This window comes from Streptomyces sp. GC420, assembly GCF_009916105.1.
Taxonomy (GTDB): Bacteria; Actinomycetota; Actinomycetes; order Streptomycetales; family Streptomycetaceae; genus Streptomyces.
On the sequence record NZ_JAAAXQ010000182.1, the window covers coordinates 1 to 15,887 of the forward strand.

The window sequence follows — 15,887 nt, forward strand, 5'->3', positions numbered from 1 at the left end:
GGGGTTCCTTGGGGCTCACGGCGTCACCTGCGCGGGGTCGTCGGTTCGGCGAAGGACGTGGCGGGGCCCGGCCCCGGCTCGGTGCCGGGGCCCGGCCCCGGCTCGGTGCCGGGGACTGTGCCGGTACCGGTGCCGGGGACTGTGCCGGTACCGGTGCCGGGGACTGTGCCGGTGCCGGCTCCGGTGGGCGAGGGTGCGGGGAGCGGTGCGGGCAGCGTCAGCGGTGCGACGGCCTGCGAGGTGGGCGCGGGCGGTGCCGCGCTGGGCCGGCCCCGTACCGTCCCGTCGGGTCCGAGGAAGGCGGGACTGCCGCCCGGGACCATTCCGAGTTCGCGGGCGCGGCGCTCCAGCGCCTCGGGCGCCGAGTAGGCGTCCACCTCCTGCTGGAGGCTCTGTTCCTCCTCCGTCAGCTCCCTGGTCTCCTTCTGCAGCTCGTCCAGCTGGAAGGAGCCCCGGTTGAGGGAGGTGTTCAGCAGCAGCAACGAGATCAGGCCGCCGCCGAGGAGCACCACGACCAGCAGGACGAACGGGGTGCGGGCGGCCGTGGCCGGTCCCGTCGCGGGCAGCAGCCGCGACAGCCGCGCGGCCCTGCCCTTCAGCGTCGTGCCGGCCTTCGCTGCCATCAGTCCTCCACGACCTCCGCACGGATGCGCTGCGCCCCCCGCAGCCGGGCGGGGGCGGCCCGCCGGTTCTCGGCGACCTCCTCCTCCGTGGGGAGTTCGGCACCCCGGGTGAGGAGTTTCAGCCTGGGCTGGTAGCGCTCGGGGACGACCGGGAGGCCCGGCGGCGCGGTGGCGGTGGCACCTGCCGCGAAGACCTGCTTGACCAGCCGGTCCTCGAGCGAGTGGTACGACAGGACGGCGATCCGGCCGCCCACGGCGAGGCGGGCGACGGCGGCGGGGACGGCCCGCTCCAGGACCGCCAGTTCGCCGTTGACCTCGATACGCAGGGCCTGGAAGGTGCGCTTGGCCGGGTTGCCCCCGGTTCGCTTGGCAGCCTGCGGCAGCGCCTCGCGGATCACCTCGACCAGCCGGGCGCTGTGCGTGAACGGCTCCTTCTGCCGCTCCCGGACGACGGCCTCGACGATGCGTCTGGCCTGCTTCTCCTCGCCGTAGGCGCGCAGGATCCGCACCAGCTCGCCGGGCGGGTAGGTGTTGAGGACCTCGGCGGCGCTCATGCCGGCCGACTGGTCCATGCGCATGTCGAGGGGCGCGTCCTGGGCGTACGCGAAGCCGCGGTCGGCCTCGTCGAGCTGCATCGAGGAGACGCCGAGGTCGAACAGGACGCCCTGGACCTCGCGGATGCCGAGCCGGTCGAGGACCTCGGGCAGATCGTCGTAGACCGCGTGCACGAGCGTGGCGCGCTCGCCGTAGGGGGCGAGGCGTTCGGCGGACAGCCGCAGAGCCTCCTTGTCACGGTCGAGGCCGATCAGCCGGACCGCGGGGAAGCGGGAGAGCAGTGCCTCGCTGTGGCCGCCGAGGCCGAGGGTGCAGTCGACGACGACCGGTTGGCCGCCCCCGGGGGGATCCGCCTCGAGCGCGGGGGCCAGCAGGTCCAGGCAGCGCCGGAGCATTACGGGGACGTGCCGGGTCTCGCCGCCCGGTTTCCCGCCGCCCTGGTGGGGAGGCTCCCCCGGAACCTGCCCGGGAGTGTCTCCGTCGCGCCCTCGCATGCTGCCCACTTCTCGTCCGGCGCGGTGCCACGCACCGCCCGGTCCGCCGCCCGCCCCGGCTGACGCCGGGAGACGCCCCGGAGGGGCGTGCGGTCCGCCGGCACCGGGGAAGGGGCGCCGGCCGACCTGAGCGGGAGGAGGCCGAGCCGTACGTACGCGCCCGCGCACGCTGGGAATTTCGCGCCACTTTAGTCCACCGATTCGCCCGGTCAATCAACCGGGCCTGCGCGTCGCCCGGCAGAAATGACACTCGTACGGAGGTATCCGAATAGCCCCTGTGGATTAGGTCACAACAAGCGTCATTGACGTTCTTTGTCCTCTCTCACAGCGGGACTCCCGGGACGGTGACCACTACCGTCTTAGACATGTCGACTTCTGCCGCTTCCGCGCCCCTGCCCGCAGAGCCCGCGTCCGCGGCTCGTACCGGTGGCACGGTCACCGACCGCTTCGTCGAGGCGAACAGGGCCTACGCCGCCGAGTTCACCGACCCGGGGACGGACGCCCGCCCGGTGCTGCGCGTCGCCATCGTGGCGTGCATGGACGCCCGCCTCGACCTGCACGCCGCGCTGGGCCTGGAGCTCGGCGACTGTCACACCATCCGCAACGCCGGCGGTGTCGTCACGGACGACGTGATCCGCTCCCTCACCATCAGCCAGCGCGCCCTCGGTACCCGCAGCGTCATGCTGGTCCACCACACCGGCTGCGGTCTCGAGAACCTGACGGAGGAGTTCCGGCACGAGCTGGAGATGGAGGTCGGGCAGCGGCCGGTCTGGGCCGTGGAGGCCTTCCGGGACGTCGAGCAGGACGTCCGCCAGTCGATGGCCCGCGTGCGCACCTCGCCCTTCCTGCTGCACACCGACGACGTACGCGGATTCGTGTTCGACGTGACGACGGGACTGCTGCGGGAGATCGACCCCGTAGGCTGAGGCCGCCCCGGGGCCGCCGGGATACCTCCCAAATCGCTGGAGGAATCGCCGCAAACCCGTCATAGCGCCGCCAGTTGTCCACAGGCGAGTGACACGAAGCGGTAACGGCAACAAGAATGCCCTTGTGACATCCGCCGGAACCTTCCGGGTGCGCTGTCCGTATTTCGGGGTGGGCCGGGCCGTTCGACGGGCTTCGGCCCGTGAACAGAACGGGCCGAGGAGGGCCGGGTGACGACCTATGACGATCGAGCGAGCCTCACAGACCTGACCACCACAGCGGAGCGAGTCCGCCGCTCGGTGGAAGGTGTGATCGAGGGCAAGCCTGAGGTCGTACGGCTTTCGCTGACCGTACTGCTCGCCGAGGGACATCTTCTGATCGAGGATGTCCCCGGCGTGGGGAAGACCATGCTGGCGAAGGCACTCGCGCGGTCCATCGACTGCTCCGTGCGCCGCATCCAGTTCACTCCGGACCTGCTGCCGTCCGACATCACGGGCGTGTCCATCTACGACCAGCAGCGGCGCGACTTCGAGTTCAAGCCGGGCGCGATCTTCGCCCAGATCGTGATCGGCGACGAGATCAACCGCGCCTCGCCCAAGACACAGTCCGCGCTGCTGGAGTCGATGGAGGAACGCCAGGTCACCATCGACGGCCAGACGTACGAACTGCCCAGCCCCTTCATGGTGGTGGCCACGCAGAACCCGGTGGAGATGGAGGGCACGTACCCCCTGCCCGAGGCGCAGCGGGACCGCTTCATGGCCCGGGTCTCGATCGGCTACCCCAGCGCCGAGGCCGAGTTGCAGATGCTCGACGTGCACGGCGGTGTCTCGCCGCTCGACGACCTGCAGCCGGTGGCGCACGCCCATGACGTCGTCAAGCTGATCGATGCCGTCCGCTCGGTGCATGTGGCCGAAGCGGTGCGGCGCTATGCCGTGGACCTGGTGGCCGCCACCCGCAGCCACCCGGACCTCAGACTCGGCGCCTCGCCGCGTGCGACGCTGCACCTGCTGCGGGCCGCGAAGGCCTCCGCCGCCCTGCAGGGCCGCGACTTCGCGCTGCCCGACGACATCCAGGCCCTCGCGGTGCCGGTGCTGGCGCACCGGCTGCTGCCGACCGCCCAGGCGCAGCTGAACCGCCGCACCCCCGAGCAGGTGGTCGCCGACATCCTGCAGCGCACCCCGGTGCCCGCCGCGTCCCCGGCCGGCAGTCCGTCCGTCAGTGCGGGCGGAGGTCCGGCCGCCGGGCGTGCCGCCGCTCCCGCCTCCCCGGCCTACGGCCACCAGCCTCCGGGCGCCCGGAGGCTGTGATGTCCTCGACGTCCGCCGGAAACGTGCCGCCGAACGCCTCGCACGCCGAGGACGACAAGGGCGGGCTGCGGGCGGCGCTGGGCGGGCTGACCACCCGCGGCAGGTCCTTCCTGGCCGCCGGGGTGGCCGCCGCGGTCTGCGCGTACGTTCTGGGCCAGGGCGACCTGCTGCGGGTCGGGCTGCTGCTCGCCGTGCTGCCGCTGCTCTGCGTCGCCGTGCTGTACCGCACGCGGTACCGCGTGGCGGCCAGCCGGCGGCTCACGCCCGGCCGGGTGCCGGCCGGTTCCGAGGCCCGGGTCCACCTGCGGATGGACAATGTCTCCCGGCTGCCCACCGGCCTGCTGATGCTCCAGGACCGGGTGCCCTACGTGCTCGGCCCCCGGCCCCGCTTCGTGCTGGACCGGGTGGAGGCGGGCGGGCGCCGCGAGGTCTCCTACCGGGTCCGCTCCGACCTGCGCGGCCGCTATCCGCTGGGCCCCCTGCAACTGCGTCTGACCGATCCCTTCGGGATGTGCGAGCTCACCCGGTCCTTCAGCGCCTACGACACGCTGACCGTGGTCCCCCGGGTGGAGCCGCTGCCCCCGGTCAGGATGACCGGAGAGGCCCAGGGGTACGGCGACGGGCGGCACCGCTCGCTGGCGCTGGCCGGCGAGGACGACGTGATCCCGCGCGGCTACCGGTACGGCGACGACCTGCGCCGTGTCCACTGGCGCTCCACGGCGCGGTACGGCGAGCTGATGGTGCGCCGCGAGGAGCAGCCCCAGCGGGCCCGCTGCACGGTTCTGCTGGACACCCGGCGGATCGCCCACCGGGGCGCGGGCCCGGACTCCGCCTTCGAGTGGGCGGTCTCGGCCTCCGCCTCCGTGACGGTGCACATGCTGGAGCGGGGCTTCTCCGTGCGGCTGCTCACGGACACCGGCGACTCGGTGCCGGGCGAGGGCTCGGGAGGCTTCGCCGGCGGTCTCGGCGGCGCCACCCAGGAGTCCGCGGAGGCGGCCGGCCTGATGATGGAGACCCTCGCGGTCATCGACCACTCCGACGGCGCGGGCCTGTCCCGCGCCTACGACGTGCTGCGCGGCGGCAACGAAGGCCTGCTCGTCGCGTTCCTCGGGGCCCTGGACGAGGAGCAGGCGGCGGTGGTCGCCAGGATGCGGCAGCGCACCGGCTTCGCGGTGGCCTTCCTCCTGGACGGCGACGCCTGGACGCGGGGCGGCAGCGGCTCCTCGGAGCTCCTGGAGGAACGGCTGCGGATGCTGCGCGAGGCCGGCTGGACGGCGCTGGCCGCCCCGCCCGGGGCCTCGGCGGCGGACCTGTGGCGGCAGGCCGACCAGCAGCGCACCGGGGCGGCGGCCGCGGGCGGACGGGCAACGGGGGAATGGTGATGAGCGGACACGCGAGGCTGGCGCTGTGCGCCTACGCGGCGACGATGTTCGCGGCGTGCGCCCTGCTGCCACTGGTCGAGCCCACGGGCTGGATCGTGCAGGCCGGCTTCCTGCTGGCGATCCTGGCCGGTGTCGGGGCGCTGGCCCGGCGGGTGCCCCTGGCCAGGCCGCTGACCGTGCTGGCGCAGGCCGTGGTGGGCCTGCTCCTCCTGACGACGGCCTTCGCCCGTGAGCAGGCGCCGGCCGGGCTGCTGCCCGGCCCCGACGTCTTCCGCGAGTTCGGCCAGCTTCTCGCCGAGGGCGGCGACGACGTCAGCCGGTACGCGATACCCGCGCCCGCCACGGACGGCATCCGGCTGATGCTCGTCGGCGGGGTCCTGGTGATCGGACTCGCGGTGGACGCGCTGGCGGTCACCTTCCGCAGCGCGGCGCCGGCCGGGCTTCCGCTGCTCGCGCTGTACTCCGTGGCGGCGGGCCTCTCCGACGGCGCGAGCTGGCTGTGGTTCGTGCTGGCAGCCGTGGGATACCTGCTGCTGCTGCTTGCCGAGGGCCGGGACCGGCTCTCCCAGTGGGGGCGGGTCTTCGGCGGGGCTCCCCGTGGCCCCCTGCGCTCGTCGGCGGGGCTGCAGAGCGGCCGCCCGGCACTGGCCCCGGTCCGCACCGGCCGGCGCATCGGCGTGATGGCGCTGGGCATCGCCCTGGTGGTGCCCGCGGCGCTGCCCGCCCTGGACGGCGGACTGCTGGGCGGCACGGGCAGCGGCTCCGGGTCGGGTCCCGGCGGCGGCACGATCTCCGCGGTGAACCCGCTGGTCTCGCTCCAGAACAGCCTGAACCAGCCCGAGGACCGGGAGGTCCTCACGTACAGGACCACCAGCGAGCAAACGCAGGACATGTACCTGCGGATCGTCTCCCTGGACCAGTTCGACGGCACCGCGTGGAAGCCCTCGGAGCGGCGCATCGAGGACGTGCCCACGGTCTTCCCGCAGACCCCGGGGCTCAGCGCCGACGTCAGGACCAGCCAGGTGAGGACCAGCATCTCCGCCGCCGACTGGTACGCGCAGAACTGGCTGCCGATGCCGTATCCGGCGACCAGGGTGGACATCGACGGGCGGTGGCGCTTCGAGCCGGTCGGGCGGACCCTCGTCGGGGACAGCGGACAGACCACGCGCGGCGCGGAGTACACGGTCAGCAGCCTGACCGTGGAGCCCACCGCCGAACAGCTGGCCGCCGCGCCGGACCCGGACCCCTCACTCCGGCGCGAGTACACCGACGTCCCGGACTCGCTGCCGGTCGATGTGCGGACCACGGCGCTGAAGGTCACCAGGGGCGCCGACGACAACTACGAGCGCGCGGTGAAACTGCAGGACTGGTTCGCCAGGGAGGGCGATTTCACGTACGACACCGAGGTGGAGGCGGGCAGCGGGACGGCGGCGATCAGCCGCTTCCTGAAGCAGAAGCAGGGCTTCTGCGTCCACTTCTCGTTCTCCATGGCCGCGATGGCCAGGACGCTGGGCATTCCGGCCCGGGTGGCGGTGGGCTTCACCCCCGGCTCGGCGCGGTCGGACGGCACCATGTCGGTCGGGCTGCGGGACGCCCATGCCTGGCCCGAGCTGTACTTCGAGGGCGTGGGCTGGACCCGGTTCGAGCCGACCCCCACCCGGGGTTCCACGCCGGACTACACGCGCGAGGAGGCACCGGTCGGGCAGCCCAGCGCTCCGACGGCACCCGAGTCGAGCGCGTCGGCCGCCCCGGAGGCGGAGGCCTCGGCCACGCCGACGGACGGCTGCACGCCGGAGATGAAGCGGATCGACGCCTGTCCGTCCGCCGTGCAGTCGGGAGCCGGCCCCACCGGGAACGGGACCGACTGGGCGCTGATCGGCTGGGTGGGAGTGGCCGTCCTGCTGATCCTGGGACTGCCGCTGCTGCCGATGCTGTGGCGGATCAGGACGCGCTCCGGGCGGCTGGCCGAGACAGGGCCGGGGGATCGCACGCTGGCGGCGTGGGACGAGCTGACGGACACCGCCTGGGACTACGGCATCCTGCCGGACGAGTCCCTGACGCCGAGGAAGGCTGCCGCGCGGATCGTCCGCATCGGGCATCTCGACCCGGTGATGGCGGAGTCCGTGCACCGGGTGGCGGCCGCGGTGGAGCAGGTGCTGTACGCGCCACGGCCCCAGCCGGCCGCGGGACTCGCCCAGGACGTCCACCACGCGCGGGTGGCGCTGGGAGCGGGGCTGAGCCGGACGACGCGGATCCGGGCGCTGTTCGCCCCTCGCTCCGCTGTCCGGGTGATGTGGGTCCTCACCGACCGCTGGGCCGGCCTCTCCGCCCGCGTGTCCGCCGCGATGCCGTCCTGGCCGCCGGCGCTTCTCCGCCGCCGCCCGAACGACGGCTGACTCCGGTCCCTGGCCTCGCCGGATCCCCCCGCCCACCGAGGAGCGGGGGGATTCGGCGCCGCACCTCTGGTGGCCGCCGCAGGCCGCTGCCGAGGCCGCTGCGGTCAGCCCCGCCGACCGGCAGAGGGCCGGCGCCGTACGGCGCCGGCCCGGAGCGGGTGGCGAGGCGGGACGGGCACGGGAAGAGCGCGGGAAAGCGCGGGAAGAAGCGCGGGCATGGCTGAGGGGTGACCGCCGGGCGGCGGTCACCCCTCATTCAGTTCGGTCGAGAGGTCGCTTCAATGACCCTGCTCGTCGCGACGGCGCTGCCACCGCTGTTCGATGCGGTCCATCATGGACCGACGTTGCCGGGGGCCGCGACCGGCCGCCGGGCCGGTCGTCGCTGCACCCTGCTCACCCGGTTTGGGCGCCTTGCGCCAACCGGTGACCGCGAGCACCGCGCAGCCGAGCATGACGAGGAAACCCACCACGCTGACCCAGATCTGCTGCGCGACCATTCCGGCCATGAGGAGCGCGATACCCACAAGAAAGCCTGCGACCGCCTGGTAGACCCGTCGCCGGGTGTACGTACGCAGCCCGCTTCCCTCAAGCGCTGTCGCGAACTTGGGGTCTTCGGCGTACAGCGCTCGCTCCATCTGCTCGAGCATTCGCTGCTCGTGCTCCGAGAGCGGCACGGAGTCCTCCTACTCGTCGGTCGCGGGGGGCGACCGGGGTGCGACCCTTTCAGGATAGGCAGGGAATCGCCCCCGTGAAACCCGCCCCTCTACGCCAATTCGCCATTCCGGGCCGCCATGTCGGCACGGTCACGGGGGGTTGATTCCCCGGTGGCCGTTCCGTCATGCCGCACGGTCTCCTTAGATCATACGGGGCGACACGCCCGAACGGGGGTGCTGTGGCGTACTCCATCCGCCAGGGCAGCCCTGATCAGGCCCGCAGCGCGCATGCGCGGGCTCCTTGTGCGGGCCCGCTCAGCCCCGCTTCTCGCCCAGGACGTGCAGCTGCGTGGCGACCGAGTGGAAGGCCGGCAGCTCCGCGGCCGCCTCCTCCAGCTTCAGAAGCGCCTCGACGGCGCCGGGCTCGGTGTCCACCAGGGCTCCCGGGACCAGGTCGGCGAAGATCCGTACGCCGTGGACCGGCCCGACCTCCAGACCGGCTCCGCCGACCAGCTCGGTGAGCTGCTCCGCGGTGAAGCGGCGCGGCATCGGGTCCCCCGCGCCCCACCGGCCGTCCGGGTCCGTGAGCGCCTGCCGGGCCTCGGTGAAGTGGCCCGCGAGCGCCCTGGCGAGCACGGCGCCGCCCACGCACGCCACGAGCAGGCTGAGCGTGCCCGACTCGCGCAGCGCGGCGGCGGCGTTGCGGAGGTCCTCCGCCGGGTCGTCGACGTACTCCAGGACGCCGTGGCAGAGCACCACGTCGTACCCGCCGCGCTCCACGACGTCGAAGAGGCCGTGGACATCGCCCTGGACGCCCTTGACGCGGTCGGCCACCCCGGCCTCCGCGGTCCTGCGCTCGAGGCCGAACAGCGCGTTGGGGCTGGGGTCGACAACGGTGACGCGATGCCCGAGCCTGGCCACGGGCACCGCGAACTTCCCGGTGCCGCCGCCGGTGTCGAGCACATCGAGGACGTCCCGCCCGCTCGCCTTGACCCGCTGGTCGAGAGCGTCCTTGAGGACCTCCCAGACCACGGCGGTACGAAGGGAGGCGCGGGGGCGCATCGGTTCCGACACGGCAGTTGACTCCTCGGCGCGGTGCCGCCGCGTGCGGCGGGACTCGAACGGTGAACGCGTCCCCACCCTATTCGTTCCGGCCGCACGCACCGTCATCCGGCGTCCGGCCGCTCGGCCTCCTCCCCCTCGACGGGCCACCGCTCGGCCCGCGGCTGGGGCAGCGCGGGCTGGAGCGCCAGCATCCGTTCGACCAGGCGCAGGAACATCCCGGCGTCCCGGACGAGGTCGTCGGCGTCACGCCAGCCGGCCGCGCCCGCTATGCCCGCCTCGGCACGGGCCCTGCGCTGCGCGCCCGCGGCGAACAGGGCGCTCCATTCGGCGAGTTCCGGTGCTATCTCGGGGAGCACCTCCCAGGCGCTCCTTATCCGCTGCCTGCGCCGGGGGCTGGTCTCCGGGCGCCCCCGGACGGCGAGCACGGCGGCGGCGGTACGCAGGGCGGCGAGGTGGGCCGTGGCGTAGCGCTCGTTGGCGGTTTCCATGACGGCCGCCTCCTCGATGCCGCGGCGGGCCTGGGCGAGCAGTTCGAGGGCCGCGGGCGGCGCAGTCGCTCGGCGCAGCACGGGGTGGACGTCGCTCGCGGGACCGGTCAGTGAGGGGGCAGGGCCTGTGGCGCGGCCGCGGCGGGCGGCGGCTGCGGGAGTGCGGGCCATGACGAACCTCCTGTCGTCGTGTGACGGCACTGTGGCCGTATGTGCCCATCGTCGGGTATGCCACTGACAATCCGCTCCTACCTGCTTGTTCTTTCCGAGCGGAGGTGGCGAGAGGACCGTTTCCTGAGCTGCGGCTCACCGTGATCACCGGGCGGGTCCTGGGCTCGCCGCCTCGGTGATCACACGCTCTGAACCCGGACGATCTTCCTGCGCCGGCCGAGGACCTGGTGCTCGCGCACTTTCTCACCGTCTCCGATGTGCCGCGCTCCCGGGCGTTCTACGCCGACGTGCTGGGGGGACAGGTGGTGCTGGACGAGAATCCCCGCATCATCAAGGTCGCCAACAGCTGGATCAACATGAACCGGGGCGGCGGCCACCGACGACAAGCCGGATGTCGTGCCGCGCCCCCGGAACCCCCGCACCGCCTCCAGCTTCCTGAATGTGCGGGTGGCCGACATCCACCGCTTCCACGCCGCGGCCGTCGCGAAGGGAGCGGAGTTCTCACCCCGCCCATCGACCGCCGTGCGGAGCTGCGCTGCTGCATGCGCGATCCGGACGGATACCTCATCGAGGCGGGCCGGGCAACGGGGCTGCTCCAGGGCGTGCCGGCGCGCACCCACCCCTGACCGGGGGGTGCCGCCGTGACCACGCCGACGGCCGGGCCGCGGCGGTGTGCGGGCGTCAGCCGGACGCGGCGCCGGGCCCGCGGGTTCACAGTTGCGGGTCCGTCACCCCGCCAGGGCATGCCATCTGCTCGATCTCCCAGCCGGCGCGCCCGGCGCCGGCCTGGTACGCGCTCTCGTAGAAGGCGAGTACGGCAGCACGCGGGTCGGTCTCGGTACGGACTTCGTCGTACCGCAGCACGGCAAGGTGGCTGTTGCCCCGGGCGATCCAGCGTGCCGCTGCGGGCCGGAGCGACTCCTCGGCCAGGTGCGCGGGCTCCGGGGCGGTGTAGGAGTAGAACGCGGGCTCGGGGAAGGTGTCGTCCCCGAACCAGAAGCCGAAGCTGATCACCTCCCGGGAGTACGCCTCCCGGGTTACCGGGTCGATCTGCGCAGGCTGCTCGACGTGACGTCCGGAGAACCGGCTGTGGGCGATGTCGAAGGTGTGCCAGAAGTGGTGTACCGGGCTGACCTTCCCCGAATACCCTGCGGCGAATTCTTCCAGTACTGACGCCACTTGGCTGAGCACCCGCCAGTACCGGTTGGCCTGCGGGGGATCGTAGGTCGCGTGCTCGGTGTCCTCGGCGAACGGCCGGCCGGCGTCGGGCAGGTCGAAGGGCCTGGGTACGTCGAGTCGCACCCGGACGCCCAGCGCAGCCAGCAAGGCCATGACCGCATCGTGGAAGGACGCCACCGACTGGCCGATGAGCGGGAGGGAAATCTGCCTACCGTCCAGAGTGGAGACAAGCAGCTGATGTCCGACGAAGTCGAAGTCCATCGTGAAGATCGGATTGCCGTCGACCTGTCCCATCGGGCGAGTGGTGATGCCGCGCCCCGTTAGATGGAACGGGACATTCCACCAGTGGTTACGTCGGGCGCCGGCGGCGAGGCGGACCTTCCCGACGATCTGCGCAAAGCGATGGACTGTCTCTTTGGTGTCGCGCCACTCGGCGAGCGGGATCGGTGGGAACAGCTCCATCGTCATCACCTTCCTCTCCGCCCAGCACTCCTGATGCCGGACGGGGCCTCGGACAACCATGATGACCACGCCGGACAGGTGCGGCACCTCGACCCCGGAACGCATATCAGCGTTCGCGCGCGGCACTGCCCCGGTCGCCTGGGCGTGTCTTCGGGATCGGCCCGGATCGGCCTTCGGCACTCGGCGTTCAGCGCCCTCCACTCGCTGGTCACGTTCCGCCTCGGTTCCTTGACCGAGTTGCATCGCAAGGCAGAAGGGCGTCCACGTACGAACCCGTTGATCGGCGCCCCGCAGCACGCGGCCGAGCGGGGGAAGGGCCGGGCTCGCCAGGTCCACGGGGACCGGACACTGCGGCTTTCCCTCACCGGTGGGGTCGGTGGTAGCTTTTGAACTGACCAGTCAGTTCAAAAACTTGAGGGGGCGGTTCATGGAGAGCGATCCGCAGGGGGCGGGGATCTCCGCCCGCGGCCTCGGGCTGCGCGGCCCGCGCGGCTGGGCATTCCGGGACATCGGTTTCGAGGCGGCGCCCGGGGCCCTGATCGCCGTCGAGGGGCAGTCGGGGTCCGGCCGGACATGTCTGCTGCTGGCCCTCACCGGGCGGATGCGTCCCACCGAGGGATCCGCGGAGACCGGCGGGCTGCGACTGCCCAAGCACATGGCCGCGGTGCGGCGGATCAGCGGCCTCGCCCATGTGCCGGGGGTCACCGATCTCGAACCCTCACTGTCGGTCGCCGAGCACCTGCGCGAACGTGCCCTGCTCCAGCGTCGGTTCGGCGGTCCGGTCAGGTCGCTGTTCAGGTCGCGCGAGGAGCGTTTCGCGCAGACCCGGGAACGCGTCGGCACGGCTCTGACGACCGCGGGGCTCGACGTCGGCTCACTCCCCAAGGGCTCCCGTACCCGGGTGCACGACCTGGAGCGACTGGAGTCGCTGCGACTGTCGGTGGCCCTCGCCCTGATCGGCTCCCCGCGGCTCCTGGCCGTGGACGACCTCGACCTCAAGCTGTCCGACGCCGAACGGGAGGCGGCCTGGGACATGCTGCGGTCGGTGACCGCGGGGGGCACGACCGTGCTCGCCGTGTGCAGCGAGGCGGCCGAGGACGCGCTGCGGGTGCGACCGGCGCCGTCGCCGGCCGCCGAGGAGACCGAGAACACCGATGCCTGCGGGACCGGTCCCACCGGGCCGGACGGCACGGAAGCCGGCACGGGCGACACCGGCACGGCCGACACCGACAGCGGGGCCGACAGAGCCCACACCGACAACAGGGCCGACAGGGCCGAGGCGACCACGAAGGGAAGGGCGGAGAATGCACTCGCCGAGGCTGGCCGCGCTTGAGCTCAGGCGTTTCGGCCGGGGAAGGCTGCCGCGCGCCGCGCTCGTCGCCCTCCTGCTGCTGCCCCTGCTGTACGGCGCCCTCTACCTCTGGTCGTTCTGGGACCCCTACAGTCGGCTCGACCGTATCCCCGCGGCCCTGGTCAACGCCGACAAGGGTGCAAAGGTCGACGGCGAGAAGCTCGCCGCCGGCTCCACGATCGCCGAGAACCTCCTGGACAGCGAGACCTTCGAATGGCACGAGGTGAGCGCGCGGGAGGCCCGTGAGGGCGTGGAGGACGGCACCTACTACCTGTCCCTGACCATGCCCTCCGACTTCAGCGAGCGGATCGCGTCCAGTTCCGGGGACTCCCCCGAGACCGGCGCCCTTCAGGTGCGTACGAACGACGCCAACAACTACATCGTCGGCCAGATCTCCCGGACGGTCTTCTCCGAGGTGCGATCGGCGGCCTCCACCAAGACGTCCCGGTCCTTCCTCGACAAGATCTATGTCTCCTTCTCCGACATCCACGGGGCCACCGAGAAGGCGGCCAAGGGCGCCGACAAGCTGGAAGGCGGCCTCGGAAAGGCGAAGAAGGGCTCCAAGGACCTCGCGGACGGCCTCGAGGAGGCCAAGGAGGGCAGCGGCAGTCTCTCCGGCGGCCTGAAGAAGCTCGACAAGGGCGCCGCGGACCTGGAGTCCGGCGCTGCGCAGGTCGCCGCCGGCACCGAGACGCTCGCCGACAAGGTCGACGGGGCGGCGGACAGAGTGCGCCCGTTCCTGAAGGACAACGGGAAGCACATCGGGGACACCGCCCAGCTGGTCGCCGACTCGGCGGGCGCGATCCGCGACAACCTCGACACCGTCGCCGAGCGGGCGCCCGCCGCGGCCACCCGGCTGCGCGAGGCCTCCGACGCCCTCGACTCCGTCTACCGGGAGCTCTGCGTGGACACCGCCGTCCCGGACGCGGGCTGCGAGAAGCTGAGGACGGCGAAGACGGAGGCCGCGCAGGCGGCGACCGTCGCGGAGGACGTCAGCGCGCTGGTGAAGGACAACGAGGGTGCCATCGACACCCTCGACCGCCGTGTCGCGACCCTGCAGAAGCAGGCGCAGGCTCTCGCCGACCGCGCACCCCGCCTCGACGAGGACCTCGAATCCGCCGTGGCCAAGATCAACGAACTCGACGACGGCGCCCAGAAGGTCGCCAAGGGCGCCGAGCAGGTCCACTCGGGAGTGACGAAGGCCAAGACCGGCTCGGCGGACCTCGACTCCGGGCTGGGCCGCCTGAAGGCGGGCGCCGGCGACCTGGACGGCGGCCTGTACCGGCTCGTCGACGGATCCGCCGACCTGGCCGGTGGTCTGCACGACGGGGCCGCGAAGATCCCCGACTACGACAAGCGGGACCGCGACGCCCGTACGGAGGTGATGGCCGACCCGGTCCGGCTGGCCTCGCAGTCCCTGCACAAGGCGCCCAACTACGGCACCGGCTTCGCCCCGTACTTCATCCCGCTCTCCCTGTGGGTGGGTGCCATGGTGGCGTACATGCTGATCCAGCCGCTCAACCGGCGCGCCCTCGCCGCCGGGTCCTCCGCCTGGCGCATAGCGCTGGCCGGCTGGCTGCCGGTCGCCGCCCTGGGCGTGGTCCAGACGGCCGCGCTGCTCGGTGTGCTGCACTGGGGGCTGGGTCTGCACATGGCCAGGGCGGCGGGGACGCCGGCCTTCCTGGTCCTGGTCACCGGCTGCTTCGCGGCGATCGTCCAGTGGCTGAACGCCCGCTTCGGCGCGGCGGGCCGGATCCTGGTGCTGGCCCTGCTGATGCTCCAGCTGACCTCGGCGGGCGGCACCTATCCCGTGCAGACCAGCCCGGGGTTCTTCAACGCCATCCACCCCTTCCTGCCGATGACTTACGTCGTCGAGGGGCTGCGCAGGCTCATCAGCGGCGGCTCGCTCGCTCCGGTCTGGCAGGGCAGCGCCGTGCTGCTCGCCTTCACGGCGGGCGCCCTGGCCCTGACCGCCCTGTCCGCGCGCCGCAAGCAGGTGTGGACGTTCGACCGACTGCATCCGGAGCTGAGCCTGTGAGCGGACACGCGGCCAGGACCGCGCGGAATCCTGTGAGAATCAGGGCCATGGACAGCAGCAGCACCCGCCGTCAGGCGACCAGGCAGAAGCTCTACGAGGCCGCGGTGACCCTCATCGCCGAACAGGGTTTCTCCTCCACCACGGTGGAGGAGATCGCGGAACGGGCGGGGGTCGCGAAGGGCACGGTGTACTACAACTTCGCCAGCAAGACCGTGCTCTTCGAGGAGTTGCTGCGACATGGCGTGGGACTGCTCACCGCCTCGCTGCAGAACGCCGCGGACGAGACGGCGGAACGCGGCGGCAGCCAGGTCGACGCGCTCGACGCGATGATCAGGGCGGGCCTGGTCTTCATCGACCGCTACCCGGCCTTCACCCAGCTGTACGTGGCCGAGCTGTGGCGCACCAACCGTGCCTGGCAGTCGACCCTCCTGGTGGTGCGGCAGCAGGTCGTGGCCGTGGTCGAGAACGTGCTCAGGGAGGCCGTCCGAAGAGGCGAACTCAGCGAGGAGATCGACATTCCGCTGACGGCCGCCGCGCTCGTCGGCATGGTGCTGATGGCGGCCCTCGACTGGCAGGCCTTCCAGCGCGAGCGCTCCATCGACGAGGTGCACGCGGCTCTGTCGCGCCTGCTGCAGGGCCGGGTGACGGGCGACCGGCGGTAGGCCGCCCCGCAACGGCCCCGTGAGGAGCCGCGGCGTGGCGCAGGCGGGTCGGGGACACCGGACGCACGCAGGCCCGGTGCGGCTCGATCCCCCTCGAGCCGCACCGGGCCTGCGCGTCCCCCGTGCTCCCCCCGTTC

The 15,887-nt window shown here is 72.5% G+C and carries 14 protein-coding genes; 8 read left to right on the plus strand and 6 right to left on the minus strand.

The annotated features are described in order from the left end of the window. Nucleotides 1–23: 23 nt before the first annotated feature. Both GUY61_RS21785 and rsmH read right to left on the minus strand, forming a co-directional pair. A complete protein-coding gene (locus GUY61_RS21785) occupies nt 24–623 on the minus strand; it encodes a septum formation initiator family protein (RefSeq protein ID WP_166631907.1) in 600 nt (199 codons plus the stop codon). Then, complete coding sequence (gene rsmH, locus GUY61_RS21790; RefSeq protein WP_243766645.1) at nt 623–1,573, minus strand: 16S rRNA (cytosine(1402)-N(4))-methyltransferase RsmH; 951 nt, start codon at nt 1,571–1,573, stop codon at nt 623–625. Before rsmH ends, GUY61_RS21785 begins: the two co-directional genes overlap by 1 nt. A 464-nt stretch (nt 1,574–2,037) precedes the next feature. On the opposite strand from rsmH, the gene GUY61_RS21795 reads away from it, so the two are divergent. The 4 genes from GUY61_RS21795 to GUY61_RS21810 all read left to right on the plus strand — a co-directional run bounded on the left by GUY61_RS21795 (nt 2,038) and on the right by GUY61_RS21810 (nt 7,681). After that, nucleotides 2,038–2,598, plus strand: coding sequence for a carbonic anhydrase (locus GUY61_RS21795; RefSeq protein WP_243766646.1), 561 nt, complete (start codon nt 2,038–2,040; stop codon nt 2,596–2,598). Nucleotides 2,599–2,826: 228 nt separating this feature from the next. After that, a complete protein-coding gene (locus GUY61_RS21800) occupies nt 2,827–3,903 on the plus strand; it encodes a MoxR family ATPase (protein WP_166631909.1) in 1,077 nt (358 codons plus the stop codon). Next, entirely contained in the window at nt 3,903–5,285 is a 1,383-nt protein-coding gene (locus GUY61_RS21805; RefSeq protein WP_166631910.1) for a DUF58 domain-containing protein, read from the plus strand. The genes GUY61_RS21800 and GUY61_RS21805 overlap by 1 nt, the downstream gene beginning before the upstream one ends. Beyond that, nucleotides 5,285–7,681, plus strand: coding sequence for a DUF3488 and transglutaminase-like domain-containing protein (locus tag GUY61_RS21810; RefSeq protein WP_166631911.1), 2,397 nt, complete (start codon nt 5,285–5,287; stop codon nt 7,679–7,681). The genes GUY61_RS21805 and GUY61_RS21810 overlap by 1 nt, the downstream gene beginning before the upstream one ends. A gap of 278 nt (nt 7,682–7,959) precedes the next feature. On the opposite strand, the gene GUY61_RS21815 is transcribed toward GUY61_RS21810, so the two are convergent. From GUY61_RS21815 to GUY61_RS21825, 3 genes are all read right to left on the minus strand, one after another. Then, entirely contained in the window at nt 7,960–8,355 is a 396-nt protein-coding gene (locus tag GUY61_RS21815; RefSeq protein WP_166631912.1) for a DUF3040 domain-containing protein, read from the minus strand. Between the two features lie 294 nt (nt 8,356–8,649). Further along, nucleotides 8,650–9,408 carry a methyltransferase domain-containing protein gene (locus GUY61_RS21820; RefSeq protein ID WP_166631913.1) on the minus strand — a complete coding sequence of 253 codons (759 nt, stop codon included), beginning with the start codon at nt 9,406–9,408 and terminating at the stop codon, nt 8,650–8,652. 92 nt (nt 9,409–9,500) lie between these two features. Further along, entirely contained in the window at nt 9,501–10,058 is a 558-nt protein-coding gene (locus tag GUY61_RS21825) for an SAV_6107 family HEPN domain-containing protein (protein WP_208106293.1), read from the minus strand. 227 nt (nt 10,059–10,285) lie between these two features. On the opposite strand from GUY61_RS21825, the gene GUY61_RS21830 reads away from it, so the two are divergent. Continuing rightward, nucleotides 10,286–10,684, plus strand: coding sequence for a VOC family protein (locus GUY61_RS21830; protein WP_398956407.1), 399 nt, complete (start codon nt 10,286–10,288; stop codon nt 10,682–10,684). An 85-nt stretch (nt 10,685–10,769) separates the two neighbouring features. Here GUY61_RS21830 and GUY61_RS21835 read toward each other — a convergent pair whose 3' ends face one another. Further along, nucleotides 10,770–11,699, minus strand: coding sequence for a DUF5996 family protein (locus GUY61_RS21835; protein ID WP_166631914.1), 930 nt, complete (start codon nt 11,697–11,699; stop codon nt 10,770–10,772). A gap of 427 nt (nt 11,700–12,126) precedes the next feature. On the opposite strand from GUY61_RS21835, the gene GUY61_RS21840 reads away from it, so the two are divergent. The 3 genes from GUY61_RS21840 to GUY61_RS21850 are packed head-to-tail and all read left to right on the plus strand — an operon-like array spanning nt 12,127 to nt 15,750. Further along, nucleotides 12,127–13,032 carry an ATP-binding cassette domain-containing protein gene (locus GUY61_RS21840; protein ID WP_166631915.1) on the plus strand — a complete coding sequence of 302 codons (906 nt, stop codon included), beginning with the start codon at nt 12,127–12,129 and terminating at the stop codon, nt 13,030–13,032. Continuing rightward, nucleotides 13,004–15,088: a YhgE/Pip domain-containing protein gene (locus GUY61_RS21845; protein WP_166631916.1), complete on the plus strand. Its 2,085-nt coding sequence runs from the start codon at nt 13,004–13,006 to the stop codon at nt 15,086–15,088. Before GUY61_RS21840 ends, GUY61_RS21845 begins: the two co-directional genes overlap by 29 nt. Nucleotides 15,089–15,135: 47 nt before the next feature. Further along, the gene (locus tag GUY61_RS21850; RefSeq protein ID WP_166631917.1) at nt 15,136–15,750 is read left to right on the plus strand and encodes a TetR/AcrR family transcriptional regulator; all 615 of its coding nucleotides are present in this window, start codon (nt 15,136–15,138) and stop codon (nt 15,748–15,750) included. The last annotated feature ends 137 nt before the right edge of the window (nt 15,751–15,887 follow it).

What these genes read in the sequence shown, in the direction of transcription:
- GUY61_RS21785 (WP_166631907.1), bottom strand. Translation starts at nt 623, where the DNA reads ATGGCAGCGAAGGCCGGCACGACGCTGAAGGGCAGGGCCGCGCGGCTG.
- rsmH (WP_243766645.1), bottom strand. Translation starts at nt 1,573, where the DNA reads ATGCTCCGGCGCTGCCTGGACCTGCTGGCCCCCGCGCTCGAGGCGGAT.
- GUY61_RS21795 (WP_243766646.1), top strand. Translation starts at nt 2,038, where the DNA reads ATGTCGACTTCTGCCGCTTCCGCGCCCCTGCCCGCAGAGCCCGCGTCC.
- GUY61_RS21805 (WP_166631910.1), top strand. Translation starts at nt 3,903, where the DNA reads ATGTCCTCGACGTCCGCCGGAAACGTGCCGCCGAACGCCTCGCACGCC.
- GUY61_RS21810 (WP_166631911.1), top strand. Translation starts at nt 5,285, where the DNA reads ATGAGCGGACACGCGAGGCTGGCGCTGTGCGCCTACGCGGCGACGATG.
- GUY61_RS21825 (WP_208106293.1), bottom strand. Translation starts at nt 10,058, where the DNA reads ATGGCCCGCACTCCCGCAGCCGCCGCCCGCCGCGGCCGCGCCACAGGC.
- GUY61_RS21835 (WP_166631914.1), bottom strand. Translation starts at nt 11,699, where the DNA reads ATGGAGCTGTTCCCACCGATCCCGCTCGCCGAGTGGCGCGACACCAAA.
- GUY61_RS21840 (WP_166631915.1), top strand. Translation starts at nt 12,127, where the DNA reads ATGGAGAGCGATCCGCAGGGGGCGGGGATCTCCGCCCGCGGCCTCGGG.
- GUY61_RS21845 (WP_166631916.1), top strand. Translation starts at nt 13,004, where the DNA reads ATGCACTCGCCGAGGCTGGCCGCGCTTGAGCTCAGGCGTTTCGGCCGG.
- GUY61_RS21850 (WP_166631917.1), top strand. Translation starts at nt 15,136, where the DNA reads ATGGACAGCAGCAGCACCCGCCGTCAGGCGACCAGGCAGAAGCTCTAC.